Consider the following 26,346-nt stretch of genomic DNA (forward strand, 5'->3'; position numbering starts at 1 on the left):
CCGTGTCGATGTTTCACGTGAAACATCGACACGGGACCGCCTCAGTTCTGAGCCGCCCACCACTCCTTGAGGGCCGCGATCGCGGCCTCCCGCTCCATCGGGCCGTTTTCGAGCCGCAGCTCCAGCAGGAAGGCGTAGGCCTTGCCGATCACCGGACCCGGACCGACGTCCAGGACCTGCATGATGTCGTTGCCGTCGAGGTCGGGCCGGATCGAGTCCAGCTCCTCCTGCTCCTGGAGCTGCGCGATCCGCGCTTCCAGGCCGTCGTAGGTGTGGGAGAGCGCCTTGGCCTTGCGCTTGTTGCGCGTGGTGCAGTCGGAACGGGTCAGCTTGTGCAGCCGCGACAGCAGCGGACCCGCGTCCCGCACGTACCGGCGGACCGCGGAGTCCGTCCATTCGCCCGCCCCGTAGCCGTGGAAGCGCAGGTGCAGCTCCACCAGCCGGGAGACGTCCTTGACCATGTCGTTGGAGTACTTCAGCGCCGTCATGCGCTTCTTGGTCATCTTCGCGCCCACCATCTCGTGATGGTGGAAGGAGACCCGCCCGTCGCTCTCGAAGCGGCGGGTGCGGGGCTTGCCGATGTCGTGCAGCAGGGCGGACAGCCGGAGCACCAGGTCGGGGCCGTCCTCCTCCAGGTCGATCGCCTGCTCCAGCACGATCAGGGAGTGCTCGTACACGTCCTTGTGCCGGTGGTGCTCATCGCTCTCCAGGCGCAGCGCGGGCAGCTCGGGCAGCACCCGCTCGGCCAGGCCCGTATCCACGAGCAGGCCCAGGCCCGTGCGGGGCCGTTCCGAGAGCAGCAGCTTGTTCAGCTCCGCCTGCACCCGTTCCGCCGAGACGATCTCGATCCGGTCGGACATCGCCGTCATCGCCGCGACGACCTCGGGGGCGACCTCGAAGTCCAGCTGCGCGGCGAAACGTGCGGCGCGCATCATGCGCAGCGGATCGTCGGAGAAGGACTCCTCGGGAGTGCCCGGGGTCCGCAGCACACGGGCCTCCAGGTCTTCCAGACCGCCGTGCGGGTCGATGAACCGCTGCTGCGGGAGCGCCAGCGCCATGGCGTTGACGGTGAAGTCGCGGCGGACCAGGTCCTGCTCGATCGAGTCGCCGTAGGACACCTCGGGCTTGCGCGAGGAGCGGTCGTAGGCCTCGGACCGGTAGGTCGTCACCTCGATCTGGAAGCCGCCCTTGTTCGCCCCCACCGTCCCGAAGGCGATGCCGACGTCCCAGACGGAGTCCGCCCACGGTCGGACGATCTTCAGCACGTCCTCGGGCCGGGCATCGGTGGTGAAGTCGAGGTCGTTGCCGAGGCGCCCGAGCAGCGCGTCGCGAACGGACCCGCCGACCAGCGCGAGGCTGAAGCCCGCCTCCTGGAAACGGCGGCCGAGCTCATCGGCGACAGGAGCGATCCGCAGCAGTTCACTGACCGCGCGGTGCTGCACCTGACTCAGGGCACTGGGGTTGTCTTCGTTGGCGTTCGGCACAACAGAAAAGGGTACGTGCCCCGCCCGGCCGGGGCTCCCTTCTTATTGGGCACCCTGACGCAGCGCCCCCACGCGGCGGCCCCGATCATGTGGAGCAAGGCGCGGCACTCGCGCACAGCGGGCCTCGTTACCATGCGTGGACGCATAAACGACGACCACTGACACTTCGAGGACGGGCGGGCGCGTGGCCGAGGCGGCAGACATCCAGGGGACAGCACCTGCCCCTGTCAGGCGCCGCTGGCTGCGGCGCGCGATCGTCATGCTCACCGGGACTCCGGTTCTCGCCGCCCTCGTCTACGCCCCCGCCCCAGCCGCGCAGGCCACCGAGAACGCCGCCTCCGCCGCCGCGGCGGTCGACGTCCAGCTGGACGCCCTGACGCCGAGCGCGCCGGTGAAGGGCGACACCCTCACCATCTCCGGCACCGTGACCAACAACAGTCGCGAGACGATCACCGAGGCGCACGTCGGTCTGCGGGTCGGGCCGGTGCTGAGCGATCGCGACGCGATCGGCGACGCCGCGGAGCAGACCGGGTACCGGTCCAGCAGCGATCCCGTGGAGATCGACGGCGCCTTCGCCGCGAAGCTCTCCGCCCTGCCCGCGAAGAACAGCCAGCCCTTCACCCTGAAGGTCCCCGTCGACAAGCTGGGGCTCGACAAGGACGGCGTCTACCAGATCGGCATCTCCGTCTCGGGGGAGAGCGAGAGCCGGCCCACCGAGCAGGTGCTCGGCATCCAGCGGACGGTCCTGCCCTGGCAGCCCGAAGCCGCCGCGAAGCGCGCCCAGCTCAGCTACGTATGGCCGCTGATCTCCCGGGTCCACCTCACGGCCGAGACCGGTTCCGACGAACTGCAGACCCCCGTCTTCGAGGACGACAACCTCGCCGACGAGCTGCGGCCCGGAGGACGGCTGGAGCAGATGGTCTCGCTCGGCAAGGACCTGCCGATCACCTGGGTCATCGACCCGGACCTGCTGTACACGGTCGACGCGATGACCAAGGGCTACCGGATCCGGGTTCCCGGTGGAAAGCCGGTGCCGGGGAAGAACAAGGCCGTCGCCGAGCACTGGCTGAGCGCCCTGGAAACGGCCGTGCAGGGCAAGAAGGTCGTCGCCCTGCCCTTCGCCGATCCGGACCTCGCCTCGCTCGCACACCGCGGCAAGGACGTCTCGGGCACCCTGGGCCAGCTGCGCCCCGCCACCGACAAGGCGAAGCAGGCGGTGGAGACGGTCCTGCACGTCACCCCGTCCACCGATTTCTCGTGGCCCGTGGACGGTGCCATCGACCCGTCGATCGTCAATGTCGCCACCTCGGCCGGCGCCCACAACGTCCTCACCCGCAGCGACAGCTTCCAGGAGAACGCCGGCCTCGGCCACGTGCCCTCGGCGGCCCGCCCGATCGGGGCCGGGGCCACCGCCGTGGTCGCCGACGCACGGCTCTCCACCGCCTTCGAGGGCGACATGCTGAACGCCGGGAACTCCGTCCTCGCGGTCCAGCAGTTCCTCGCCCAGAGCCTCGTACTGAACCAGCAGGGCACCGACGAGCAGCGCAGTTTCGTCGTCGCCCCGCAACGGATGCCCTCCTCCAGCCAGGTCCAGACGATGGCAGCGGCCCTGCGCGGTCTCCAGCCGGGCCGCTGGAGCCAGCCCCAGGACCTGGAGGCGGCCGCGGCCGCCAAGCCGGACCCCGGAGCCGCCACGCAGGTGCCGGGCGCCGGACAGTACCCCGAGGGCCTGCGCAAGCAGGAGCTCCCGCTCTCCGCGTTCGAGAAGATCCGCACCACCCAGAACACCCTCGACCACTTCAAGGTGATCCTTTCGGCCCCCGACCGGGTCGAGATCCCCTTCGGCAACACCACCAACCGGGAGATGTCCGCCTCCTGGCGCGGTCGCCCGGAGGAGGCCGCGCTCTACCGCGACGGCGTCCAGCAGTACCTGATCGGTCTCACCGAGCAGGTCCAGCTGGTCCCCAAATCGGACGCCACCCTGTCCGGGCACAGCGCGACGATCCCCGTCACGATCCAGAACAGCCTCGTTCAGGACGTCCGGGGCCTGGTCCTGCGGTTGAAGTCCGCCAATCCCACCCGCCTGATGTTCGGCGAGGCCGGCGAGGCGGAGAAGGAGGTCAACGTCCAGGCCGAGCACAGCCAGACCTTGAAGTTCAACGCCAACGCCACCGCCAGTGGTCCCGTCGAGGTCACCGCCCAGCTCTACACCCGGGACGGCGTTCCGTACGGCAAGGAACGCAGGTTCACCGTGGAGGCAACGGAGATCACTCCGACTGTCATGCTCGTCATCGCGGGCGGGGTGCTCCTCCTCGTCGTGGCAGGCATCAAGATGTACGCCAGTCGCAAGCGCGTCGCCGCGCGCGCCGCCGCCGAAGAGAGCACGCAGCAGAGTGACGAGACCCCGGACACCGGACCGCAAAGCACCAGCGGGTCCGGCACGGGTGAGACAGTGGACCGTTGAGCGACGCCGTGGCCGGTCGGCCTGGGGACGATGAGGTGGGGTTTCGATGAACGCGCCGTACGACGGTGACCACGGGCAGGGCGCCGGCGGTCCCGCGCCGGCCCAGGGCACTGCCCCGGGCACCCCGGTACCGGGGCAGGTACCTCCGCCTGCCGCCGCGCCGGAACACGACCCGTATGTCCAGGGCGCCTACGAGTACGACCCGTACCGGTCGCAGGACCTGTCGGCGCAGGATCCGGTGGCCGAGGTCCTCTACGACCGGGCCGCACACCCGCCGCCGCCTCCCGGCACCTACCAGGAGCCCGGTCCGCTCTACGCGGCCCCGGCGGCCCCCGCCTACGCCCCGGACCCGCGCGTCTGGGCCCAGACCCCGCCGCCCGAGCCGGACGGCCCCTCCCGCCACATGCCGTACGGCGACCACGCGACCACCACGCAGTTCGTCGGCGTCGACTCGCTCGTCACCCAGGCCACCGACCAGCAGCCGGAACCGGACGCCTTCGCGCACCTGTACCGGGACCAGCAGGCGGCCCCTCGTACCGCGACCGAAGAACCCCCGGTCGCCGCCCCCGCGCCCAGCAAGCCCGCCGGGCGCGCGTCGAGCCTGCTCAAGTCGAGCGCGCTCATGGCGGCGGGCACGATCGTCTCGCGGCTCACCGGATTCCTGCGCACCCTGGTCATCGCCGGTGCGATCGGTGTCGGCACCTTCAACGACACCTATCAGATCGCCAACACCCTGCCGACGATGATCTACGTCCTCGTCGGCGGCGGCGCCCTCAACGCGGTCTTCATCCCGCAGCTCGTGCGGGCCATGAAGAACGACGACGACGGGGGAGAGGCCTATGCCAACCGGCTGCTGACCCTCGTCGTGGTCCTGCTCGCGGGCATCACCACGGTCTGTGTGCTCGCCGCGCCACTCTTCATCACGATGATGTCGCCGAAGATCGCTTCGAACCCGGAGCAGATGGACGTCGCGGTCGCCTTCGCCCGCTACTGCCTGCCGACCATGTTCTTCATGGGCGTGCACGTGGTCCTCGGCCAGATCCTCAACGCCCGCGGCCGGTTCGGCGCGATGATGTGGACCCCCGTCCTCAACAACATCGTCGTCATCGCCACCTTCGGCGCCTTCATCTGGGCCTTCGGCGGCTTCACCACCTCCGGCGTCAACGCCGCGACCGTCACCGCCGACGGCGTCCGGCTGCTCGGTCTGGGCACCCTGCTGGGCCTCACCGTCCAGGCCCTGGCGATGCTGCCCTACCTGCGGGACGCGGGATTCTCCCCGAAGCTGCGCTTCGACTGGAAGGGCCACGGCCTGGGCAAGGCCGCCGGGCTGGCCAAGTGGACGTTCTTCTTCGTCCTCGCCAACCAGGTCGGTCTGGTCGTCGTCACCCAGCTGGCCACCTGGGCCGGTTCGGTCGCCGAGAAGCAGGGCCACCCGGGTACCGGCATCACCGCCTACAACTACGCGCTGCTGCTGTGGCAGATGCCGCAGGCCATCATCACCGTGTCCGTCATGACGGCGGTCCTGCCCCGGATCTCCCGTTCGGCCCACGACGGGGACGTCGCCGCGGTCCGCGACGACATCTCCTACGGGCTGCGCACCTCGGCCGTCGCGATCGTCCCCTGCGCCTTCGCGTTCCTCGCCCTGGGCGTGCCGATGGCCACCCTGCTCTACGCGGGCTCCGGCGCCGGCGCGCAGAACATCGGCTACGTGCTGATGGCCTTCGGCCTCGGGCTGATCCCCTACTCCGTGCAGTACGTCGTCCTGCGCGGCTTCTACGCCTACGAGGACACCCGCACCCCCTTCTACAACACCTGCATCGTCGCGGGCGTCAACGCGGCGGTCTCGATCGCCGCGTTCATGGTCCTGCCCGCGCGCTGGGCCGTGGTCGGCATGGCCGCCGCCTACGGCCTCGGCTACGCGGTCGGGGTCGGCGTGGCCTGGCGCCGCCTGCGCACCCGCCTGGGCGGGGACCTGGACGGCGCGCACGTGATGCGGACCTACGCCCGCCTCGCCGGGGCCTGTTTCCCCGCGGCCGTCGTGGGAGGTGGCGTGGCCTTCGGCGTCACCCGACTGCTCGGCAGCGGAGTGACCGGTTCCCTGGCCTCCCTCGTCGCCGGCGGCATCGCTCTGGCGGCCGTATTCCTCATCGCCGCCAAGCGCATGCGGATCGAGGAACTCAACGCCATGGTCGGAATGGTGCGCGGACGTCTGGGGCGCTGATGCGCACAACCATCGGCCCCCCTAGCGTGTCGTGCATAGCGTCGGACTGTGGGCACAATTGGCACGGCTTCGCAGACTGGCCGACAGCGCGTATCGAATGGGGAGGCAGGAACGACGGTGGCGGAACGTAGCACGGCTGCCGTCGACGTGGCCGACAACAGCGGCGAAGAGCCGCCGGCCGCCGAGGCGGCCAAGGCCACGGCCGACGGGGCTGAGATCCAGGACGGACGAGCCGCGGACGGACCCATGCCCGAATCGGACGGCGAACCCAAGAAGGCCAAGGCCACCGCGCCCACCGCCGCCCCCGAGCTGCACAGCGGTCACAAGCTCGCCCGCCGCTACCGGCTCGAGGAGTGCGTCACCCGTCTGGACGGATTCAGCAGCTGGCGTGCGATGGACGAGAAGCTGCGCCGGGCCGTGGGCGTCCACCTGCTGCCCGCCGACCACCCCAGGGCCCGTTCGGTCCTGGCCGCCGCCCGCTCCTCCGCCCTGCTCGGTGACCCCCGGTTCGTCCAGGTCCTCGACGCCGTGGAGGAGAACGACCTCGTCTACGTCGTCCACGAATGGCTGCCCGACGCCACCGAGCTGACGGCCCTGCTGGCCGCGGGCCCGCTGGAGCCCCACGACGCCTACCAGCTCGTCAGCCAGATCTCCCAGGCCATGACGGCGGCCCACCGCGAGGGCCTGGCCCATCTGCGGCTCACCCCGAGCGCCATACTGCGCACCTCCACCGGCCAGTACCGCATCCGCGGCCTCGCCGTGAACGCCGCGCTGCGCGGCATCACCAGTGAGACCCCGCAGCGTGCGGACACCGAGGCGATCGGCGCACTGCTCTACGCCTCCCTCACCCAGCGCTGGCCCTACGAGAACGACGCCTACGGCCTCACCGGCCTGCCCAAGGGCGTCGGCCTGATCGCCCCGGACCAGGTCCGCGCCGGCGTCCACCGCGGTCTCGGCGAACTCGCCATGCGGGCGCTCGCCAACGACGGGGCCACCGCCTCCCGCCAGGAGCCCGCCTGCACCACCCCGGAGGAGCTGGCCAAGGCCGTCGCCGCGATGCCCCGCATCCGGCCTCCCGAGCCCGCGTTCACCGCTCCGCCCGAATACCAGCACACGACCTACCAGCAGGGCAGCTACGGCCGTCCGGCGACGCACAACGGGGTCACCACCGCCACGCCGCTGGCCCCCCTCCCTCCGCCGCCCCCGCTCCAGAGCCGCACCGGCCGCGCCCTGAAGTGGGGTGTCGCGGCGCTGCTCATCGCCGCGCTCGGGTTGGGCAGCTGGCAGCTGGCCGACACCCTCCTGCGGGGCAACCAGGGCAGCGCCGGGGACCAGAACCCGCAGCCCAAGGGCGACGACACGCCGGCGAAGAAGACTCCCGCCCCCATCGCGATCAAGACCGCGCAGGAGTACTACCCGGACGGCAAGGCCCAGGACACGGCGGGAGTCCCCAACACCTACGACGGGGACGCCTCCAGCTACTGGCACACCAGGAGCTTCGTCGACGGCCCCGAGATGAAGGCCCACTACAAGGCGGGTGTCGGGATCGTCTACGACCTCGGATCCGAACAAGAGGTCTCCGCCGCCTCGATAGGGCTGCGCTACGCGGGTGACCACACCACGGTCACGCTCTACGCGGCCGACTCCATGTCCTCGTCGACCCAGGTCGGCTCCATGAAGAAGATCACCACGGGCACCACCTCGGAGACCAGCCTGGCCCTGACGGCGGAGAAGCCCGTCAAGACGCGCTACGTCCTCGTCTGGTTCACGGCGATGCCCATGTCCGGTGTCGACCAGTACAGCGGCGAGGGCTACAAGCAGGGCGTGACGGACGTGAAGTTCTCCGGCTGAGGCCGCAGCAGGGGAGGGGCTCACCGTTGGACGACGCCGCACCCGGTGGTCGTAGTGACCAGGAACTCTTGGCGCTGCACGCCGCCGGAGACCCCGACGCGTTCGGTGAACTCGTGCGGCGCCACCGCGACCGGCTGTGGGCGGTGGCCCTGCGCACGCTCGGCGACCGCGAGGAGGCCGCCGACGCGGTCCAGGACGCCCTCGTCTCCGCCTACCGGGCCGCCCATACCTTCCGCGGCGAATCGGCCGTCACCACCTGGCTGCACCGGATCACCGTCAACGCCTGCCTCGACAGGGCCCGCAAGGCCGCCTCGCGCAAGACGGCGCCCCTTGACGACACGGACCGCCTGGAGCGGCTCCTGGAGCCCCACGAGTCCGCCGAGGCGCCCGCCGAGCGCCATGAGCTCCACCGGCAGCTCCTGGCCGCCCTGGCCACCCTGCCCGCCGACCAGCGGGCCGCCCTGGTCCTGGTCGACATGCAGGGCTATCCCGTGGCCGAAGCCGCCCGGATCCTCGACGTCCCCACCGGGACCGTGAAGAGCCGGTGCGCCCGTGGCCGGGCAAAACTCGTCCCACTACTCACTCATCTGCGCGCCGATCCCGGGGATAACACCCCCGCTGAGCGGGGAAGGAACCGGACGCAGGGGACATCCGTCCCACCAGCGGCAGACCCCAGGCATCCAGACCCAGACTCGGTGAAGGGCGGAGGTGGACGAGCATGAGCCCTACCAACGGTGCGACCGGTGCGACCGGCACGATCCGACACCCGGACGTCTCGGAGATCTCCGACCTCACCGAGGGCCTGTTGTCTCCCTCACGGACGTCCGAGGTACGGCGACACCTGGCCGACTGCGCCCTGTGCGCCGATGTCCGCGCGTCCCTGGACGAGATCCGCTCCCTGCTCGGCACCCTGCCCGGGCCGCCCCGGATGCCCGTGGGGATCGCGGGCCGGATCGACGCGGCACTGGCCGCGGAAGCGCTCCTCGACTCCCGCGCTCCCGCCCCGCAGCCCCTCTCGACTCCCGTTCACCGCTCCGGGCCCGATGTTTCACGTGAAACACCTCCCGCCACCCGAGCCCCCGAAGGCCGTCCCGGCGGGTCCACCGGCCCCGGGCGCCGCCGGGCCCGCAGGCGGTTCGCCGTGGTGACGGGACTGGTCACAGCAGCCGCCTGCGCCCTCGGGATCTTCCTGTTCGCCGCTCTGCCGGACTCCCCCTCGGGGGACCGGGCCCGCACGGACGCGGCCAGCACACTGTCCCAGCCCAAGGCATCCGGGGAGTACTCCGCCCAGAACCTGCGCTCCAGCGTCGAGCAGCTGCTCACCGCGGCGAGCAGCACCGGGCGGGCCACCACGACGCAGCAGAGCCCCGGGCTCCAGAACGTCGCCCCCGACGGCGCGGTCGCCCCCCAGGACCGCCGGACCGCCGATGCCCTGCCGCAGTGCGTCCAGGAGGGCACCGGCCGACCGGAGACGCCGCTCGCGAGCGGGCCGGGCAGCTACCAGGGCACCCCGGTCTACCTGGTCGTCCTGCCGCACTCCGGCGACGCCGCCCGGGTGGACGCGTATCTCGTCGAATCCGGCTGCGCGGACACCCCCGGAGCCGGACCCGGAAAGGTACTGCTGACCACTACCTACCCGCGACGCTGAACCGTCACGGACGCCACGAGGACAACTCGGGAATGCTCGCGCCGTAGGATCCGTTGGGTGGGGTGAGAGTCCGCACCGGCCCCCCGGTAGGCAAGAAGCAGTCCGCAGAGACGAGGAAAGTACCCGTGAGCGACGTCCGAAACGTGATCATCATCGGCTCCGGGCCGGCCGGCTACACGGCTGCCCTGTACACCGCACGTGCCTCGCTCAAGCCCCTCGTCTTCGAGGGCGCCGTCACCGCGGGCGGTGCGCTCATGAACACCACCGAGGTCGAGAACTTCCCCGGCTTCCGTGACGGCATCATGGGCCCCGACCTCATGGACAACATGCGCGACCAGGCCGAGCGCTTCGGTGCCGAGCTGGTCCCGGACGACATCGTCTCGGTCGACCTCACCGGTGACATCAAGACGGTCACCGACACCGCCGGTACCGTGCACCGCGCCAAGGCCGTCATCGTCACCACCGGTTCCCAGCACCGCAAGCTCGGCCTGCCCAACGAGGACGCGCTCTCCGGCCGCGGTGTCTCCTGGTGCGCCACCTGCGACGGGTTCTTCTTCAAGGACCAGGACATCGCCGTCGTCGGCGGCGGCGACACCGCGATGGAGGAGGCCACCTTCCTCTCGCGCTTCGCCAAGACCGTCACGATCATCCACCGCCGTGACAGCCTGCGCGCCTCCAAGACGATGCAGGACCGCGCCTTCGCCGACCCGAAGATCAAGTTCGCCTGGGACAGCGAGGTCGCCGCGATCCACGGCGACCCGAAGCTGGCCGGTCTGACGCTGCGCAACACCAAGACCGGCGAGACGTCCGAGCTGCCCGTCACCGGCCTCTTCATCGCCGTCGGCCACGACCCGCGCACCGAACTCTTCAAGGGCCAGCTGGAGCTGGACGGCGAGGGCTACCTCAAGGTCGACGCCCCCTCCACCCGCACCAACGTGACCGGCGTGTTCGGCGCGGGTGACGTCGTGGACCACACCTACCGCCAGGCCATCACCGCTGCCGGCACGGGCTGCTCCGCCGCCCTCGACGCCGAGCGCTTCCTGGCCGCCCTCACGGACGCCGAGCACGCCGCCGCGGCGGTCTGAGTCCCTCTCAACGGCACCACCCCACACCCCACACCCCGCAGAAGAAAAAGGAGGCCGCTGTGGCCGGCACCCTGAAGACTGTGACCGACGCGAGCTTCGACGCAGACGTCCTGGCCAGCGACAAGCCCGTTCTGGTGGACTTCTGGGCCGAATGGTGCGGCCCGTGCCGCCAGATCGCCCCGTCCCTGGAGGCCATCGCGGCCGAGTACGGCGACGAGATCGAGATCGTCAAGCTCAACATCGACCAGAACCCGGACACGGCCGCCAAGTACGGCGTCATGTCCATCCCGACGCTGAACGTCTACCAGGGCGGCGAGGTCGTCAAGACCATCGTCGGCGCCAAGCCGAAGGCCGCCATCCTGCGCGACCTCGACGCCTTCGTGACCATCAAGCCGGTCGCCTGAGCAGTCCGGGACCCACGGCGTCCTGGACGCCGCGTCTCCGAGACCTCCACCCGCTGAGACGTGCGGGAACACGGACGGGGCCGCCCCTGCGGGGGCGGCCCCGTCCGCGCGTTCTCCACCACCCGGCTCACAACGGCCGGAGCGCCGGTTCCTTGCGCGCGCCGCCCAACAGCCGGTCCAGCGCCATCTCCACGTCTTCCTTCCACGACAAGGTGGACCGCAGTTCCAGCCGCAACCGCGGATGCACCGGATGCGGCCGCACCGTCTTGAAGCCCACCGACAGCAGGTGGTCGGCGGGCAGCAAGCAGGCCGGCCCTTCCCAGCGCGCGTCCCCGAAGGCCTCGATCGCCCGGAACCCGCGCCGCAGCAGGTCCTTCGCGACCGTCTGCACCATCACCCGGCCCAGACCCTGCCCCTGGTAACCGGGCATGATCCACGCCGTGATCAGTTGCACGGCGTCCGGCGACACGGGACTGGTGGGAAAGGCGATCGACCGCGGGACATAGGCGGGCGGGGCGTACAGCACGAAACCCACCGGGACCTCGTCGACGTAGACCACCCGGCCGCAGGAACCCCACTCCAGCAGGACCGCGGAGATCCACGCTTCCTTCTCCTGCTCCGCGGTACCGGACTTCACCGCGGCATTGCCGCTGACGGGGTCCAGCTCCCAGAACACACAGGAGCGGCAACGCCTGGGCAGGTCCCGGAGGTTGTCCAGCGTGAGCGGTACGACCCGGCGACCCATGAACGCATCGTATCCACAGGCCCCGCTCTCCCACACCGGAGCACGGCAAAGGGGCGGGGCGTACCGGTTCTCACCGGCACGCCCCGCCCCCGCGGCGGCCGGGGATCACTCCCCGGCGAGCCCCTGTTCCAGTACGCGGCCCTCACCCGGCGCCAGCGTCCCCAGAATGCGCTCCAGGTCCTCCATCGACGCGAATTCGACGGTGATCTTGCCCTTCTTCTGACCCAGATCCACCTTCACCCGCGTCTCGAAGCGGTCCGAGAGGCGCGAGGCCAGATCGGTGAGCGCCGGAGCCACCCGCGTCCCCGCCCGCGGTCCCTTCGGCTTCACCGAACTCGTCGGCTCCGACCCCATCAGCGTGACGATCTCCTCGATCGCACGCACCGACAGACCCTCGGCCACGATCCGGTGGGCCAATCGGTCCTGCTCCTCGGAGTCCTCCACCGACAGCAGCGCTCGCGCGTGCCCGGCCGACAGCACACCGGCCGCCACCCGCCGCTGCACCGGCGGCGACAGCTTCAGCAGCCGCAGCGTGTTGGAGACCTGCGGACGCGAACGCCCGATCCGGTCCGCCAGCTGGTCGTGGGTGCAGTGGAAGTCCTGGAGCAGCTGGTCGTACGCCGCCGCCTCCTCCAGGGGGTTCAGCTGTGCCCGGTGCAGGTTCTCCAGCAACGCGTCCAGCAGCAGCTTCTCGTCATCGGTCGCCCTGATGATCGCCGGGATGCGTTCCAGCCCCGCCTCGCGGCAGGCCCGCCAACGCCGCTCACCCATGATGAGTTCGTAGCGACCCGGAGCCGACTGCCGCACGACCACCGGCTGGAGCAGGCCCACCTCCTGGATCGAGGTCACCAACTCCGCCAGCGCGTCCTCGTCGAACACGTCGCGCGGCTGACGCGGGTTGGGCGTGATCGCGTCCATGGCCAGTTCGGCGAACGTCGCCCCGGCCACCGGTGTCGCTTCCAACAGCCCGGTCGACTCCGGCTCGACAGCGGCCGCGGCCCGCTCCGTTTCACGTGAAACATCGGCCTGCGCCAGCGACGCCAGCTTCGCCGCCGCGATCCCCCGCTCCGACGGCAGCAGCGGCACGGCCGACGGTGACGTCGATCCGGCGGCCACGGCCGCCGGAGTCCTCTCTTGCGGAGCCGCGGGGATCAGCGCACCGAGTCCCCGCCCCAGACCCCTACGTCGCTCACTCACTGGATCCCCTCCGACATGCTCTGCGTGCTGTTCACACCGGCGCCCAGATGGGCGTGCCGGGCGTCGTACTGGATTCCGACCCCCCGAAACGCGATCTCTCGCGCCGCCTCCAGATAGGAGAGGGAGCCACTGGAGCCCGGGTCGTAGGTGAGCACCGTCTGGCCGTAGCTCGGCGCCTCCGAGATGCGCACCGACCGCGGGATGCTCGTCCGCAGCACCTCCTTGCCGAAGTGGCTGCGCACCTCCTCGGCGACCTGGGAGGCCAGCCGGGTCCTGCCGTCGTACATGGTGAGCAGGATCGTGGAGACGTGCAGATTCGGGTTGAGGTGCGCCCGTACCAGGTCCACGTTGCGCAGCAGCTGTCCCAGACCCTCCAGCGCGTAGTACTCGCACTGGATCGGGATCAGCACCTCCGCGCCCGCGACCAGGGCGTTCACCGTCAGCAGGCCCAGCGAGGGCGGGCAGTCGATCAGGATGTAGTCGAGCGGCTGCTCGTACGCCTGGATCGCCCGCTGCAGCCGGCTCTCGCGGGCCACCAGCGACACCAGCTCGATCTCGGCACCCGCCAGATCGATCGTGGCCGGAGCGCAGAAGAGGCCCTCCACATCGGCCACCGGCTGCACGACCTCCAGCAGCGGCCTGCTCTCGACCAGCACGTCGTAGATCGACGGAACATCAGCGTGGTGATCGATGCCCAGCGCGGTGGAGGCATTGCCCTGCGGGTCGAGGTCGATGACCAGGACGCGCGCACCGTGCAGCGCCAGTGACGCCGCCAGGTTCACCGTCGTCGTGGTCTTACCGACGCCGCCCTTCTGGTTGGCGACCACCATGATCCGGGTCTGGTCAGGTCGTGGCAGACCTTCACCGGCCCGGCCCAACGCCTCTACCGCCAATTGGGCGGCACGGCCGATGGGGGTGTCGTTGTCTACAAGGGGCGGAGGCGATGTTTCACGTGAAACATCGTCGCCCGCCGACTCTGAGCGGGGACCGGGGACCGGGTCGGCCATCGGCCCCGCGAGGTTGGCGTCAGACCGCACGGGTTCACTCTCCTCGACATCAGGCTCGCGATGAACAGAGCCTGCCATGCCATCGGGGTCGCGAACCAGCGGGGCCCGTACTCCTGTGGATGATTCCCCCGTTGTGGACAACTCGATCACCCTCGGGTTGTCCTTGCGGTCGCGCGGGGAGGTGGCCGCGCGGCCACGGCTGATGATTCCGTGCAGCAGAGAGCGACGTTTCACGTGAAACACGATGCCCGGACGGAGTCATCAGCCCGCTACGACACTCCGAAATCCATACCTATAGGGCGCAACGGACCCATGGTTGGATCAGCGGGGGCCGGTCGGCCCGCCGGTCAACGACGTCGACGAGTACGGGAGACCCGGGCCGCCTTAGCCCGCTTGGCCGCAAACCTCACCCCGCCGGGGCTTTCTCCGACCTCGACGCGGACCACGGTCGACAGTGGATCCACGACGCCCTCGCCGACGTGCAGCACCGAGGTCTTCACCACACCGAGCTTCGCCAGCGCGGCCTTCGCCGCCACCAGCTCCTCCTCGGCCGTGTCGCCCTTCAGCGCCAGCATCTCCCCGTACGGACGCAGCAGCGGCACGCCCCAGCCGGCCAGCCGGTCGAGCGGGGCCACGGCGCGCGCCGTCACCACGTGCACCGGCTGCACCTTGCCCAGGACCTCCTCCGCGCGGCCGCGCACCACGGTCACGTGGTCGAGGCCCAGCAGCTCCACGGCTTCCTGGAGGAAGTTCGTGCGCCGCAGCAGCGGCTCCAGCAGGGTGATCTTCAGGTCGCGCCGCACCAGGGCCAGCGGAATCCCCGGCAGCCCCGCCCCGGAACCCACGTCGCACACGGTGACGCCCTCGGGCACCACCTCGGACAGCACCGCGCAGTTCAGCAGGTGCCGCTCCCACAGCCGTGGGACCTCGCGCGGCCCGATCAGGCCGCGCTCCACTCCCGCGTCAGCCAGCAGCTCCGCGTAGCGGACAGCTTCCGGGAAGTACTCACCGAATACCGCGTGCGCCTCTTCCGGCGCCGGGGGAAGCTCCGCTGTCTCCGTCACGGGGACCGTCCTTCCGTACCGCACTAAAAATCGTGTAGTTCAACAGTCAGGCTGACAAACTTCGGCCCCGCCTGCGACACAGACGGGGCCGAACACTCACGCTTGCGATCAGGCCGGGAGCACAACGACGAAGCGCTGCGGCTCCTCGCCCTCGGACTCGCTGCTCAGGCCGGCCGCCGCGACGGCGTCGTGCACGACCTTGCGCTCGAACGGAGTCATCGGAGCCAGCTTCACCGGCTCGCCCGAGGCCTTCGCGTCGGCCGCGGCCTGCGCGCCCAGGATCGACAGCTCCTCGCGCTTCCTCGCACGGAAGCCGTCGATGTCCAGCATCAGCCGGCTGCGGTCCCCGGTCTCCCGGTGCACGGCCAGACGCGTCAGCTCCTGCAGAGCCTCCAGCACCTCACCATCCCGCCCCACCAGCTTGTTCAGCTCACGGCCGGCCGAATCACTGACGATCGACACCGCGGCCCGGTCGGCCTCGACGTCCATGTCGATGTCGCCGTCCAGATCCGCGATGTCCAGCAGACCCTCAAGATAGTCAGCCGCGATCTCACCCTCCTGCTCCAGGCGGGTCAGGGTGTCGCCGCCCTCGGCAGCGGCGGCGGCGGAGATGGTGCCTTCCGTCACGGGATGGACTCCTTCTTACTTCTTGGTGGAGGGCTTGCTGGGGGGCGGGCTGTGCCGCTGCGACTTCGACTGCCGCTTCGGCTGCTGCCGCTTCGCGGCACCACCGCTCGCCGCGTCCGCGTCCGCCGTGGCCTCGGAGCTCTTGATCACCGAACCGTCCGCCTGGGCGGCCAGCCCCTGCTTCGCCAGCGTGGTGATGAACTTGCGCTCGTTGTCGTTGCGGTCCGGGCCCTTGGCCACGATCGCCGCGACGATCTTCTTCTTGCCGCGGCCCTTGACCTCGCCGTGCGAACCGAGGTGCTTCACCAGGCGGGTCAGGTACTGGTCCTGCGCCTTGCTGCCCGGCGTCGGGTTCTGGCTGATCACGTACATCTGCTGGCCCATGGTCCACACGTTGGTGGTCAGCCAGTAGACGAGAACACCGACGGGGAAGTTGATGCCCATCACCGCGAAGATCAGCGGGAAGATGTACATCAGCATCTTCTGCTGCTGCATGAACGGCGTCTTGACCGAGAGGTCGACGTTCTTCGCCATCAGCTGGCGCTGGGTGTAGAACTGCGAGAACGACATCATGACGATCATGACCGCGGTCACGATGCGCACGTCGACGATAGAGGCGCCCAGGCGCGCGACCTCTTCAGAGGTGTTCATGAACTTCGCGGCCAGCGGGGCACCGAAGATGTGCGCCTGGCGGGCGCTCTCCAGCAGCGGCTTGTCGATGACGCCGATGGTCGTGCCATTGGCGATGCTCGACAGCACGTGGTAGAGCGCGAAGAAGAACGGCGACTGCGCGAGGATGGGAAGGCACGAGGAGAGCGGGTTGGTACCCGTCTCCTTGTACAGCTTCATCATCTCTTCGGACTGACGCTGCTTGTCGTTCTTGTAGCGCTCCTGGATGACCTTCATCTTCGGCTGGAGCGCCTGCATGCCCCGCGTCGACTTGATCTGCTTCACGAAGAGCGGGATCAGGCAGATACGGATCAGGATCACCAGGGACACGATGGACAGGCCCCAGGCCCACCCACTGTCCGCACCGAAGACCGCGCCGTAGACCTTGTGGAACTGAACGATGATCCACGAGACGGGATAGGTGATAAAGCTGAACAGACTGGCAATCGTGTCCACTAATCAGGCTCCTTGAGCATTGCGAGATCGACGCAACGCACTGCGCAGCTGCTCGTGCCAACGCGGGCGTTTACGAGGTGGGACATGATCCACACCGCCAGGACTCCACGGATTGCACCGCAGGATCCGCCAGGCGGTCAGTACTGTCCCCTTCACCGCACCATGCCGGTCGATGGCCGCGAACCCGTAGCGAGAGCACGACGGGTAATAGCGGCACACCGGTCCGAGCAGCGGACTGATCGTCCACTGGTACAGCTTGATCAGGGCGAGCAGCGGGTACTTCATCGAGCCACGCCTCCCAGGAGCCGCGCCAGTGCGGCATCCAGGTCCCGGGCCAGATCGGCGTAGTCGGCATCACCCGCTCCGGGCAGCGCACGCACCACCACCAGGCTACCGGCGGGCAGCTCGGAGAGCCGCTCGCGGACCAGATGGCGGAGTCGGCGCTTGACCCGGTTACGGACGACGGCGACACCCACGGCCTTGCTGACGACGAAACCCGCACGCGTCGAGGGATCGATCTCCCCCGGCTCGTGCGGGTCCGTGGCACCGCTGGTACGTAGGTGAACGACGAGAAGCGGGCGACCAGCCCGGCGACCTCGGCGTACCGCGCTCGCGAAGTCCTCGCGCCGCCTCAGCCGATTTTCGGGAGACAGCACGACGTCACGACCTGTGTGCGTTGGTTACGCGGAGAGGGCGGAACGGCCCTTGCCGCGGCGGTTGGCCAGGATCGCGCGACCGGCACGGGTACGCATCCGGAGACGGAAGCCGTGGGTCTTGGCACGACGGCGGTTGTTCGGCTGGAAGGTGCGCTTGCTCACTCGGGGGCTCCAGAGAATGAATCGTTGTGGCGGGACATCGCCTGGCTGTCACCGTGCGCCCACGAGGAAACTCACGTGTTCGCCCGAGTGGCACCGCTACATGATCACAATCAGTGATCTTCGCCCATCGGTAGGCAGGCGGCAGCAGCCATCGACAACTCGACCTCGTTACGGTACGCGCGGCTACGCCATCCGGTCAAACCGAGCCGGTGACGTGGTCCACTGTGCACAGGCTGTGGACAACGACTTGAACCGTACCCGTCGGCCTGACTACCGTTGCCCGACCCCTGATTTTTTGTCCCGACCGTCCCAAAGAACCACACATTCGTGGGACCCCCGTGAGAGAGCGTGCTCTGTGGCTGACGTACCTGCCGATCTTGCCGCAGTGTGGCCGCGCGTGCTCGAGAAGCTGCTCGGGGAAGGTCAGCAGGGCATCGAGCCCAAGGACAAGCAGTGGGTCGAGCGCTGCCAGCCGCTGGCGCTCGTCGCCGACACCGCGCTGCTCGCCGTTCCCAATGAATGGGGGAAGCGGGTACTGGAAGGGCGCCTCGCCCCCCTCATCAGTGACGCGCTGAGCCGCGAGTGCGGCCGCCCCATCCGGATCGCCATCACGGTGGACGACTCGGCGGGCGAGCCCGCGCCCCAGCCCCCGGCCCCGCAGCACGACTCCTACGAGCCGGGGCCCTACCCCGGCTCGCGCACCGGCGGTCACACCGGCCCCACCGACGACCAGCTCCCGACGGGGCGGCCCGCCTACCCGGACTACCAGCAGCAGCGCCCCGAGCCCGGCGCCTGGCCGCGCGGCGGACAGCAGGACGAGTACGGCTGGCAGCAGCCCCGCCTCGGCGGCTACCCGGAGCGCGACCCGTACGCCTCCCCGCAGCCCGGCTACCTCCAGCAGCCCGAACCCCAGGGCTACGAGCCCTCGTACGAACAGCAGCAGTACGAGTCGAACCGTCAGCAGGGCTACGAGCAGCAGCAATACGAGCAGCCCGCGCCCCGCCCCGCGCCCGGACGCACCGGTCCCGGCGGTCCCGGCGGTCCCGGCGGACAGAGCGGCACCGGCCGGCAGTCGGGGTCGACCGGCGGTTCCGGCGGCTCCTCCTCCGGCCCGCTGGAGCCCACGGCCCGGCTGAACCCCAAGTACCTCTTCGACACCTTCGTCATCGGTGCCTCCAACCGCTTCGCGCACGCCGCCGCGGTCGCCGTCGCCGAGGCCCCGGCCAAGGCCTACAACCCGCTCTTCGTCTACGGGGAGTCGGGCCTCGGCAAGACGCACCTGCTGCACGCGATCGGGCACTACGCGCGCAGCCTCTACCCGGGCACCCGGGTGCGGTACGTGAGCTCCGAGGAGTTCACCAACGAGTTCATCAACTCGATCCGCGACGGCAAGGGCGACGCCTTCCGCAAGCGCTACCGCGAGATGGACATCCTGCTCGTCGACGACATCCAGTTCCTCGCGAGCAAGGAGTCGACGCAGGAGGAGTTCTTCCACACCTTCAACACGCTCCACAACGCGAACAAGCAGATCGTGCTCTCCTCCGACCGGCCGCCCAAGCAGCTCGTCACCCTGGAGGACCGGCTCCGCAACCGCTTCGAGTGGGGCCTGATCACCGACGTCCAGCCGCCCGAGCTGGAGACCAGGATCGCGATCCTGCGCAAGAAGGCGGTCCAGGAGCAGCTCCACGCCCCGCCGGAGGTGCTGGAGTTCATCGCCTCGCGGATCTCGCGCAACATCCGCGAGCTGGAGGGGGCGTTGATCCGGGTGACGGCCTTCGCCAGCCTGAACCGGCAGCCGGTGGACCTCGGCCTGGCCGAGGACGTACTGAAGAACCTGATCCCGGGCGGCGAGGACTCGGCCCCCGAGATCACGGCCTCGGACATCATGGCCGCCACCGCCGACTACTTCGGGCTGACCGTGGACGACCTGTGCGGCTCCTCGCGCAGCCGGGTGCTCGTCACGGCCCGGCAGATCGCCATGTACCTCTGCCGGGAGCTGACGGACCTCTCCCTGCCCAAGATCGGGGCGCAGTTCGGCGGCCGCGACCACACCACCGTGATGCACGCGGACCGCAAGATCCGCGCGCTGATGGCCGAACGCAGGTCCATCTACAACCAGGTCACGGAGCTCACGAACCGCATCAAGAACGCCTGATTCCGGGCCTCTGGCCCGCCAGCGAGCACCCTCGAAGGGCGCTCCCGGACCACACCGGGGGCGCCCTTCTTCGTGCGTGCGCCCCCAAGTTGTTCGAATACGCCCCCCGCGGGCCAACTCATCCACAGATCGGGGGACTTTCCGTCGTCCACAGCCTGGGGACTGTTCCCGTCACCCACAATCTGTCCACAGGGGTACCGCCTGAGCGATCATCAGCCCAGGTCATGACCCTGTGGAATTGTGCACAAACGTTGTCCACAGGGTGTGGACAACTTTTTGTCCACAGGTTCGTCCACGGCTCTGTCCACCGGCAACCCACAGGTTTGAAGCGGCAGTGCACAGGGTCGGCGTGCTTCTCCACACCGTTGTCCACTGTTCGGCAACACGAGGGGCCTTCTCACCGGCCCGAGTGAAAGCCGTCACACCGATGTGGACGTTTGGGTTGTGGAGTACCGGGGGAAACCTGGGGACGCACCTGTGGAGTAACCGGGCCCTCCTGGGGACGGCCTGTGCAGAAGTTTTTGTTCTCCACAGACACCATGGGTTTTCCACCGGCTCCACCCACAGGGTCGGTGGACAAAAAAGGGCTGCTGACCTGCGGAAAGGGAGTTATCCACCGTATCCACAGCCCCTACTACTACTCCCATAGACAGTTAGGCCTGGTCTGGTTTTAAAGCAGGCCCTGTGCACAACTCGTCGAGAGCGGCTTCCCGACACCTCCCACCCGACTTGACCGCCAGCAGCGACGCCTGTCGGCGCCGTACGTCAGACTGGTCTCCGGCATCGGGGCCAGCAGGCCTCCAGCCGACGACGAAGGCCAGCAATCAGCAGGAGGCGGTTTCCGGTGAAGATCCGGGTGGAGCGCGACGTACTCGCGGAGGCGGTGGCTTGGGCCGCCCGTAGCCTCCCGGCCCGGCCGCCGGTGCCCGTTCTCGCGGGCCTGCTGCTGAAGGCCGAGGAAGGCTCCCTGAGCCTCTCCGGCTTCGACTACGAGGTCTCGGCCCGGGTCTCGGTCGAGGCGGACGTCGAGGAGGACGGCACCGTCCTCGTCTCCGGCCGGCTGCTCGCCGACATCTGCCGCGCCCTGCCCAACCGGCCGGTGGAGATTTCCACAGACGGTGTACGGGCGACCGTGGTCTGCGGCTCCTCGCGATTCACACTCCACACCCTGCCTGTGGAGGAATACCCGGCGCTGCCGCAGATGCCGACCGCGACCGGCACCGTTCCCGGTGACGTCTTCGCCTCGGCCGCCGCGCAGGTGGCCATCGCCGCCGGCCGCGACGACACGCTGCCGGTGCTGACCGGCGTGCGCATCGAGATCGAGGGCGAGCGCGTCACCCTGGCCTCCACCGACCGCTACCGCTTCGCGGTCCGCGAGTTCCTGTGGAAGCCCGAGGACCCGGAGGCCTCGGCCGTGGCCCTGGTGCCCGCCAAGACGCTCCTGGACACCGCCAAGTCGCTGACCAGCGGTGACACGGTCACCCTGGCGCTCTCCGGCTCCGGCAAGGGCGAGGGCCTGATCGGCTTCGAGGGCGCGGGCCGCCGCACCACCACCCGCCTGCTCGAAGGCGACCTGCCGAAGTACCGCACGCTCTTCCCGACCGAGTTCAACTCAGTCGCCGTGATCGAGACCGCGCCCTTCGTCGAGGCCGTCAAGCGCGTGGCCCTGGTCGCCGAGCGCAACACCCCGGTCCGCCTGAGCTTCGAGCAGGGCGTGCTGATCCTGGAAGCCGGTTCCAGCGACGATGCACAGGCTGTGGAGCGCGTCGACGCCAAGCTGGAGGGCGACGACATCTCGATCGCCTTCAACCCGACCTTCCTGCTGGACGGCCTGAGCGCGATCGACTCGCCCGCCGCCCAGCTCAGCTTCACCACCTCGACCAAGCCCGCGCTGCTGAGCGGCCGCCCGGCCGTCGACGCCGAGGCGGACGAGGCGTACAAGTACCTGATCATGCCGGTGCGCCTCTCCGGCTGACCCGGAGCCGTCCGCACCCCGCCCTCAGCAGGCCGCCCAGGCCCGGACCCGCCGCCCGCGGATCCGGGCCTGCCGCCTTCCCGGGGCGCCAGCTGGGCCGGGCCGCGCGGCCCGGCGTAGGCTCGGACGCGGGGAAATCCCGGGAAGAATCGCCTCGACGCTTAAGGAACCACCTGATGGAGCTCGGTCTCGTCGGTCTCGGCAAGATGGGCGGCAACATGCGCGAGCGCATCCGCCGCGCAGGCCACACCGTCATCGGATTCGACCGCAACCCGGACCTCGCCGATGTCCACAGCCTGTCCGAACTTGTGGACAGCCTGCAGGCTCCCCGCGTGGTGTGGGTGATGGTCCCGGCCGGTGCGGCCACCCAGTCCACCGTCGACGAACTCGGCGAGCTGCTCTCGCCCGGCGACATCGTGGTCGACGGCGGAAACTCCCGCTGGACGGACGACGAGAAGCACGGCGCCGAGCTGGCCGCCAAGGGCATCGGCTTCGTGGACTGCGGCGTCTCCGGCGGCGTCTGGGGCCTGGAGAACGGCTACGCCCTGATGTACGGCGGTGCGCCGGAGCACGTGGCCGCCGTCCAGCCCGTCTTCGACGCCCTCAAGCCCGAGGGTGATTTCGGCGCCGTACACGCCGGCAAGATCGGTGCGGGCCACTTCGCGAAGATGGTCCACAACGGCATCGAGTACGCCATGATGCAGGCCTATGCCGAGGGCTGGGAGCTCCTGGAGAAGGTCGACTCGGTCACCGACGTGCGCGAGGTCTTCCGGTCCTGGCAGGAGGGCACGGTCATCCGTTCCTGGCTGCTGGACCTGGCGGTGAACGCGCTGGACGACGACGAGCACCTCGCGGGGCTCAAGGGCTACGCGCAGGACTCCGGCGAGGGCCGTTGGACGGTCGAGGCCGCGATCGACAACGCGGTGCCGCTGCCGGCGATCACCGCGTCGCTCTTCGCGCGCTTCGCCTCGCGCCAGGACGACTCCCCGCAGATGAAGATGATCGCCGCGCTGCGCAACCAGTTCGGCGGCCACGCGGTCGAGAAGAAGTAGCCGCGAGCGCCACATCAGCACGAGCAGTACCAGCAGCACGAGCAGTACCAGCAGCACCAGCAGTACCAAGGAGTGAGTGGCCGGGGGAGGTCGGCGCCGTCATGCACGTATCGCATCTGTCGTTGGCCGACTTCCGCTCGTACGCCCGGGTCGAGGTTCCGCTCGACCCGGGCGTCACCGCCTTCGTGGGCCCCAACGGCCAGGGCAAGACCAATCTGGTCGAGGCCATCGGCTACCTCGCGACCCTGGGCAGCCACCGCGTCTCCGCGGACGCCCCGCTCGTGCGGATGGGCGCCGAGCGCGCCGTCATCCGCGCGGCCGTGACCCAGGGCGAGCGCCAGCAGCTCGTCGAGCTGGAGCTGAACCCGGGGCGCGCGAACCGGGCCCGGATCAACAGGTCCTCGCAGGTCAGACCCCGGGACGTGCTGGGGATCGTACGGACGGTGCTCTTCGCGCCGGAGGACCTGGCCCTGGTCAAGGGGGACCCGGGGGAGCGCCGCAAGTTCCTGGACGAGCTGGTCACCGCGCGCTCGCCGCGGATGGCCGCGGTCCGCTCCGACTACGAGCGGGTGCTCAAGCAGCGCAACACCCTGCTGAAGTCGGCCGCCATGGCCCGCCGCCACGGCGGCCGCTCCATGGACCTCTCCACCCTGGACGTGTGGGACCAGCACCTGGCCCGCACCGGCGCCGAGCTGCTGGCCCAGCGCCTCGACCTGATCGCGACCCTGCTGCCGCTGGCGGACAAGGCGTACGAGCAGCTCGCGCCCGGCGGCGGCCCGCTCGGGCTCGTCTACCGGCCGACCTCGCTGGCCGGAGCGGCGGGCGAAGCGGTGGACTCCGGCGCCGCGCGGACCCGCGAAGCGCTGTACGAGGTGCTCATGGGCGCCCTCGGCGAGGCCCGCAAGCAGGAGATCGAGCGCGGGGTGACCCTGGTGGGACCGCACCGCGACGACGCGCTGCTGCGCCTCGGGGAGCTGCCCGCGAAGGGGTACGCGAGCCACGGCGAGTCCTGGTCGTACGCGCTGGCGCTGCGCCTGGCCTCCTACGAGCTGTTGCGCTCCGAGGGCAGCGAGCCCGTGCTGATCCTGGACGACGTCTTCGCGGAGCTGGACGCACGGCGCCGGGAGCGGCTGGCGGAGCTGGTGGCCGGCGGTGAGCAGGTGCTGGTGACGGCAGCCGTGGACGACGATGTTCCGGGGGTGCTGGCGGGGGCTCGGTTCGGGGTGTCCGGCGGTGAGGTGACGCGGTGGTGAGCGAGGACGGGAACGCTTCCGGGGCGCAGGGGCCGGCGCGCAAGGCGCCCGAGCCCTCGGGCGTCGACCTGGCCCGCCAGGCCCTGGCGGCAGCGCGGGAGCAGGCGCGGGCGCGCGGGCTGACGGCCGGCGGCAAGAAGTCCCGGCACGGCCAGCCGGGCCTGCGCTCGGGCGCCCGGGCGGACGGCCGGGACCCGATGCCGCTGATGGCGGCGCTGGACCGGCTGCGCACGGAGCGCGGCTGGGAGATGCCGATGGCGGTCGCGGGCGTGATGGAGCGCTGGGCGCAGATCGTCGGCCCGGAAGTGGCGGCGCACTGTGAACCGGAGCGCTACGAGGACCGTGAACTGGTAGTGCGCTGCGATTCCTCGGCCTGGGCGGCCCAGCTCAAGCTGCTCGCCCCGCAGCTGGTGGCCCGGCTCAACGAGGACCTCGGGCAGGGCACGGTCCGGCTGATCAAGGTGCAGGGACCGGGCGGGCGGCGCCCGCGGTACGGGCCGCTGCGGGCCCCGGGGACCAGCGGTCCGGGGGACACGTACGGCTGAGCCGGGACCGTCCGGGGGCGTGCGGGCAAGCCGCCCCGCGCGGACGTGCCAGTGGTCTCGCTCACGGTGGTGGGAGGTTGACAGGCCGAAGCGCTGGATGCCCGTGTGAGCCTCTTTGAGCCCCTGCCCGGATATGGGGAGTCGGAGAGTGCGGGTTGAGGGCGGCACATGCGGACTCAGGTACTGGCAAACCCCCATTCATGTCCGTGGTACCGGTAGACTGACGGGAATCCCGCCGCCTTGCGGGATCCAGTCGACAAAAGCTGACAACGCAGATTGACGCAGCCGCTCCTGCTCGCATGCCTGCTGGCCCGGAGTACGGCCTGTGCTGTGCCAGAAAGGGCGCTTCGTGGCCGATTCCGGCAACCCCAACGACAACCAGTCCACCGCCGGCGAGAACGCTGACCCCGTCGAGTACACCGGCAGCCAGATCCAGGTCCTCGAGGGCCTGGACGCCGTGCGCAAGCGCCCCGGCATGTACATCGGCTCGACCGGCGAGCGCGGCCTGCACCACCTGGTGTACGAGGTCGTCGACAACTCGGTCGACGAGGCCCTGGCCGGGCACGCGGACACCATCGACGTGACGATCCTGGCCGACGGCGGCGTCCGCGTCATCGACAACGGTCGAGGCATCCCCGTCGACATCGTCCCCTCCGAGGGGAAGCCCGCGGTCGAGGTCGTACTGACCGTCCTGCACGCGGGCGGCAAGTTCGGCGGCGGCGGTTACGCCGTCTCCGGCGGTCTGCACGGCGTCGGCGTGTCCGTCGTCAACGCCCTGTCGAAGCGGGTCGCGGTCGAGGTGCGGCGTGACGGCTTCCGCTGGACGCAGGACTACAAGGTGGGCGCCCCCACGGCCGAGCTGGCGAAGAACGAGGAGACGGCCGAGACCGGCACGTCCGTGACGTTCTGGGCCGACGGCGACATCTTCGAGACGACCGAGTACTCCTTCGAGACGCTCTCGCGCCGCTTCCAGGAGATGGCCTTCCTCAACAAGGGCCTCACCCTGACGCTGACGGACGAGCGCGAGTCGGCGAAGGCGACGATGGGCGCGGACTCGGCCGAGGAGGCCGACGACGACCAGGCGCGCACGGTGAAGTACTACTACGAGGGCGGCATCGTCGACTTCGTGAAGTACCTCAACTCCCGCAAGGGCGAGCTGATCCACCCGACCGTCATCGACGTCGAGGCCGAGGACAAGGAGCGCATGCTCTCGGTCGAGATCGCGATGCAGTGGAACTCGCAGTACACCGAGGGGGTCTACTCCTTCGCGAACACGATCCACACGCACGAGGGCGGCACGCACGAGGAGGGCTTCCGTGCGGCGATGACGGGCCTCGTCAACCGCTACGCGCGCGAGAAGAAGTTCCTGCGGGAGAAGGACGACAACCTCGCCGGCGAGGACATCCGCGAGGGTCTGACGGCCATCATCTCGGTGAAGCTGGGCGAGCCGCAGTTCGAGGGCCAGACGAAGACCAAGCTGGGCAACACGGAGGCCAAGACCTTCGTGCAGAAGGTCGTCCACGAGCACCTCAACGACTGGTTCGACCGGAACCCGACCGAGGCCGCGGACATCATCCGCAAGGCGATCCAGGCCGCCACGGCGCGCGTCGCGGCCCGCAAGGCCCG

General features: G+C 69.9%; 23 protein-coding genes. 13 read left to right on the forward strand and 10 right to left on the reverse strand.

What is annotated here, in order from left to right:
• Positions 1-41 precede the first annotated feature (41 nt).
• Positions 42-1,484, reverse strand: coding sequence for a CCA tRNA nucleotidyltransferase (locus tag ACIQWR_RS30450; RefSeq protein ID WP_404016021.1), 1,443 nt, complete (start codon positions 1,482-1,484; stop codon positions 42-44).
• 184 nt (positions 1,485-1,668) lie between these two features.
• Between ACIQWR_RS30450 and ACIQWR_RS30455 the strand changes: the two genes are divergently transcribed.
• The 7 genes from ACIQWR_RS30455 to trxA all read left to right on the forward strand — a co-directional run bounded on the left by ACIQWR_RS30455 (position 1,669) and on the right by trxA (position 11,157).
• Entirely contained in the window at positions 1,669-3,948 is a 2,280-nt protein-coding gene (locus ACIQWR_RS30455; protein ID WP_404016024.1) for a DUF6049 family protein, read from the forward strand.
• 46 nt (positions 3,949-3,994) lie between these two features.
• On the forward strand, positions 3,995-6,169 hold the full coding sequence (murJ, locus tag ACIQWR_RS30460) for a murein biosynthesis integral membrane protein MurJ (protein ID WP_404016027.1): 2,175 nt from the start codon (positions 3,995-3,997) through the stop codon (positions 6,167-6,169).
• Positions 6,170-6,286: 117 nt separating this feature from the next.
• Positions 6,287-8,020 carry a serine/threonine protein kinase gene (locus ACIQWR_RS30465; protein WP_404016030.1) on the forward strand — a complete coding sequence of 578 codons (1,734 nt, stop codon included), beginning with the start codon at positions 6,287-6,289 and terminating at the stop codon, positions 8,018-8,020.
• 26 nt (positions 8,021-8,046) lie between these two features.
• Positions 8,047-8,742, forward strand: a complete 696-nt coding sequence (sigM, locus tag ACIQWR_RS30470; RefSeq protein WP_399264465.1) for an RNA polymerase sigma factor SigM — start codon at positions 8,047-8,049, stop codon at positions 8,740-8,742.
• A complete protein-coding gene (locus ACIQWR_RS30475) occupies positions 8,739-9,668 on the forward strand; it encodes a hypothetical protein (RefSeq protein ID WP_404016033.1) in 930 nt (309 codons plus the stop codon). The genes sigM and ACIQWR_RS30475 overlap by 4 nt, the downstream gene beginning before the upstream one ends.
• Positions 9,669-9,793: 125 nt before the next feature.
• Positions 9,794-10,753 (forward strand): thioredoxin-disulfide reductase, encoded by a 960-nt coding sequence (gene trxB / locus ACIQWR_RS30480; RefSeq protein ID WP_399264461.1) that lies wholly within the window; start codon positions 9,794-9,796, stop codon positions 10,751-10,753.
• 59 nt (positions 10,754-10,812) lie between these two features.
• Positions 10,813-11,157, forward strand: a complete 345-nt coding sequence (gene trxA / locus ACIQWR_RS30485; RefSeq protein WP_399264459.1) for a thioredoxin — start codon at positions 10,813-10,815, stop codon at positions 11,155-11,157.
• Between the two features lie 127 nt (positions 11,158-11,284).
• Here trxA and ACIQWR_RS30490 read toward each other — a convergent pair whose 3' ends face one another.
• The 9 genes from ACIQWR_RS30490 to rpmH all read right to left on the reverse strand — a co-directional run bounded on the left by ACIQWR_RS30490 (position 11,285) and on the right by rpmH (position 17,740).
• Positions 11,285-11,902 carry a GNAT family N-acetyltransferase gene (locus ACIQWR_RS30490; protein WP_385773732.1) on the reverse strand — a complete coding sequence of 206 codons (618 nt, stop codon included), beginning with the start codon at positions 11,900-11,902 and terminating at the stop codon, positions 11,285-11,287.
• A gap of 105 nt (positions 11,903-12,007) precedes the next feature.
• Positions 12,008-13,099 carry a ParB/RepB/Spo0J family partition protein gene (locus ACIQWR_RS30495; protein ID WP_404016037.1) on the reverse strand — a complete coding sequence of 364 codons (1,092 nt, stop codon included), beginning with the start codon at positions 13,097-13,099 and terminating at the stop codon, positions 12,008-12,010.
• Positions 13,096-14,184 (reverse strand): ParA family protein, encoded by a 1,089-nt coding sequence (locus tag ACIQWR_RS30500; RefSeq protein WP_404016040.1) that lies wholly within the window; start codon positions 14,182-14,184, stop codon positions 13,096-13,098. Before ACIQWR_RS30500 ends, ACIQWR_RS30495 begins: the two co-directional genes overlap by 4 nt.
• 269 nt (positions 14,185-14,453) lie before the next feature.
• Positions 14,454-15,170 (reverse strand): 16S rRNA (guanine(527)-N(7))-methyltransferase RsmG, encoded by a 717-nt coding sequence (gene rsmG, locus ACIQWR_RS30505; protein WP_385773736.1) that lies wholly within the window; start codon positions 15,168-15,170, stop codon positions 14,454-14,456.
• 108 nt (positions 15,171-15,278) lie between these two features.
• Positions 15,279-15,797 (reverse strand): protein jag, encoded by a 519-nt coding sequence (locus ACIQWR_RS30510; RefSeq protein WP_404016044.1) that lies wholly within the window; start codon positions 15,795-15,797, stop codon positions 15,279-15,281.
• Positions 15,798-15,812: 15 nt separating this feature from the next.
• The gene (gene yidC, locus ACIQWR_RS30515) at positions 15,813-16,922 is read right to left on the reverse strand and encodes a membrane protein insertase YidC (RefSeq protein ID WP_404016047.1); all 1,110 of its coding nucleotides are present in this window, start codon (positions 16,920-16,922) and stop codon (positions 15,813-15,815) included.
• A 3-nt stretch (positions 16,923-16,925) separates the two neighbouring features.
• Positions 16,926-17,207, reverse strand: coding sequence for a membrane protein insertion efficiency factor YidD (yidD, locus tag ACIQWR_RS30520; protein WP_385773742.1), 282 nt, complete (start codon positions 17,205-17,207; stop codon positions 16,926-16,928).
• Positions 17,204-17,578, reverse strand: coding sequence for a ribonuclease P protein component (gene rnpA / locus ACIQWR_RS30525; RefSeq protein ID WP_354378839.1), 375 nt, complete (start codon positions 17,576-17,578; stop codon positions 17,204-17,206). Before rnpA ends, yidD begins: the two co-directional genes overlap by 4 nt.
• Before the next feature lie 24 nt (positions 17,579-17,602).
• The gene (gene rpmH / locus ACIQWR_RS30530; RefSeq protein ID WP_112448007.1) at positions 17,603-17,740 is read right to left on the reverse strand and encodes a 50S ribosomal protein L34; all 138 of its coding nucleotides are present in this window, start codon (positions 17,738-17,740) and stop codon (positions 17,603-17,605) included.
• Between the two features lie 355 nt (positions 17,741-18,095).
• Here rpmH and dnaA point away from each other — a divergent pair, with 355 nt between their 5' ends.
• The 6 genes from dnaA to ACIQWR_RS30560 all read left to right on the forward strand — a co-directional run.
• A complete protein-coding gene (dnaA, locus tag ACIQWR_RS30535) occupies positions 18,096-19,895 on the forward strand; it encodes a chromosomal replication initiator protein DnaA (RefSeq protein WP_404016052.1) in 1,800 nt (599 codons plus the stop codon).
• Between the two features lie 844 nt (positions 19,896-20,739).
• Positions 20,740-21,870, forward strand: coding sequence for a DNA polymerase III subunit beta (dnaN, locus tag ACIQWR_RS30540; RefSeq protein ID WP_354378837.1), 1,131 nt, complete (start codon positions 20,740-20,742; stop codon positions 21,868-21,870).
• 176 nt (positions 21,871-22,046) lie between these two features.
• The gene (gene gnd / locus ACIQWR_RS30545) at positions 22,047-22,922 is read left to right on the forward strand and encodes a phosphogluconate dehydrogenase (NAD(+)-dependent, decarboxylating) (RefSeq protein WP_404016055.1); all 876 of its coding nucleotides are present in this window, start codon (positions 22,047-22,049) and stop codon (positions 22,920-22,922) included.
• A 101-nt stretch (positions 22,923-23,023) separates the two neighbouring features.
• Entirely contained in the window at positions 23,024-24,175 is a 1,152-nt protein-coding gene (gene recF, locus ACIQWR_RS30550; RefSeq protein ID WP_404016058.1) for a DNA replication/repair protein RecF, read from the forward strand.
• Complete coding sequence (locus ACIQWR_RS30555) at positions 24,172-24,720, forward strand: DUF721 domain-containing protein (RefSeq protein WP_404016060.1); 549 nt, start codon at positions 24,172-24,174, stop codon at positions 24,718-24,720. Before recF ends, ACIQWR_RS30555 begins: the two co-directional genes overlap by 4 nt.
• A 325-nt stretch (positions 24,721-25,045) precedes the next feature.
• The coding region (locus tag ACIQWR_RS30560; RefSeq protein ID WP_404016063.1) for an ATP-binding protein at positions 25,046-26,346 on the forward strand (1,301 nt) is incomplete at its 3' end.

Origin of the sequence: Streptomyces sp. NPDC098789, assembly GCF_044759975.1 — a bacterium.
In the GTDB taxonomy this organism is placed as follows: Bacteria; Actinomycetota; Actinomycetes; order Streptomycetales; family Streptomycetaceae; genus Streptomyces.

Bases quoted from the DNA above. Each gene is read 5' to 3' on its own strand.
- murJ (WP_404016027.1), top strand. From the start codon at position 3,995: ATGAACGCGCCGTACGACGGTGACCACGGGCAGGGCGCCGGCGGTCCC.
- ACIQWR_RS30475 (WP_404016033.1), top strand. From the start codon at position 8,739: ATGAGCCCTACCAACGGTGCGACCGGTGCGACCGGCACGATCCGACAC.
- ACIQWR_RS30490 (WP_385773732.1), bottom strand. From the start codon at position 11,902: ATGGGTCGCCGGGTCGTACCGCTCACGCTGGACAACCTCCGGGACCTG.
- ACIQWR_RS30500 (WP_404016040.1), bottom strand. From the start codon at position 14,184: ATGGCAGGCTCTGTTCATCGCGAGCCTGATGTCGAGGAGAGTGAACCC.
- yidD (WP_385773742.1), bottom strand. From the start codon at position 17,207: ATGAAGTACCCGCTGCTCGCCCTGATCAAGCTGTACCAGTGGACGATC.
- gnd (WP_404016055.1), top strand. From the start codon at position 22,047: ATGGAGCTCGGTCTCGTCGGTCTCGGCAAGATGGGCGGCAACATGCGC.
- recF (WP_404016058.1), top strand. From the start codon at position 23,024: ATGCACGTATCGCATCTGTCGTTGGCCGACTTCCGCTCGTACGCCCGG.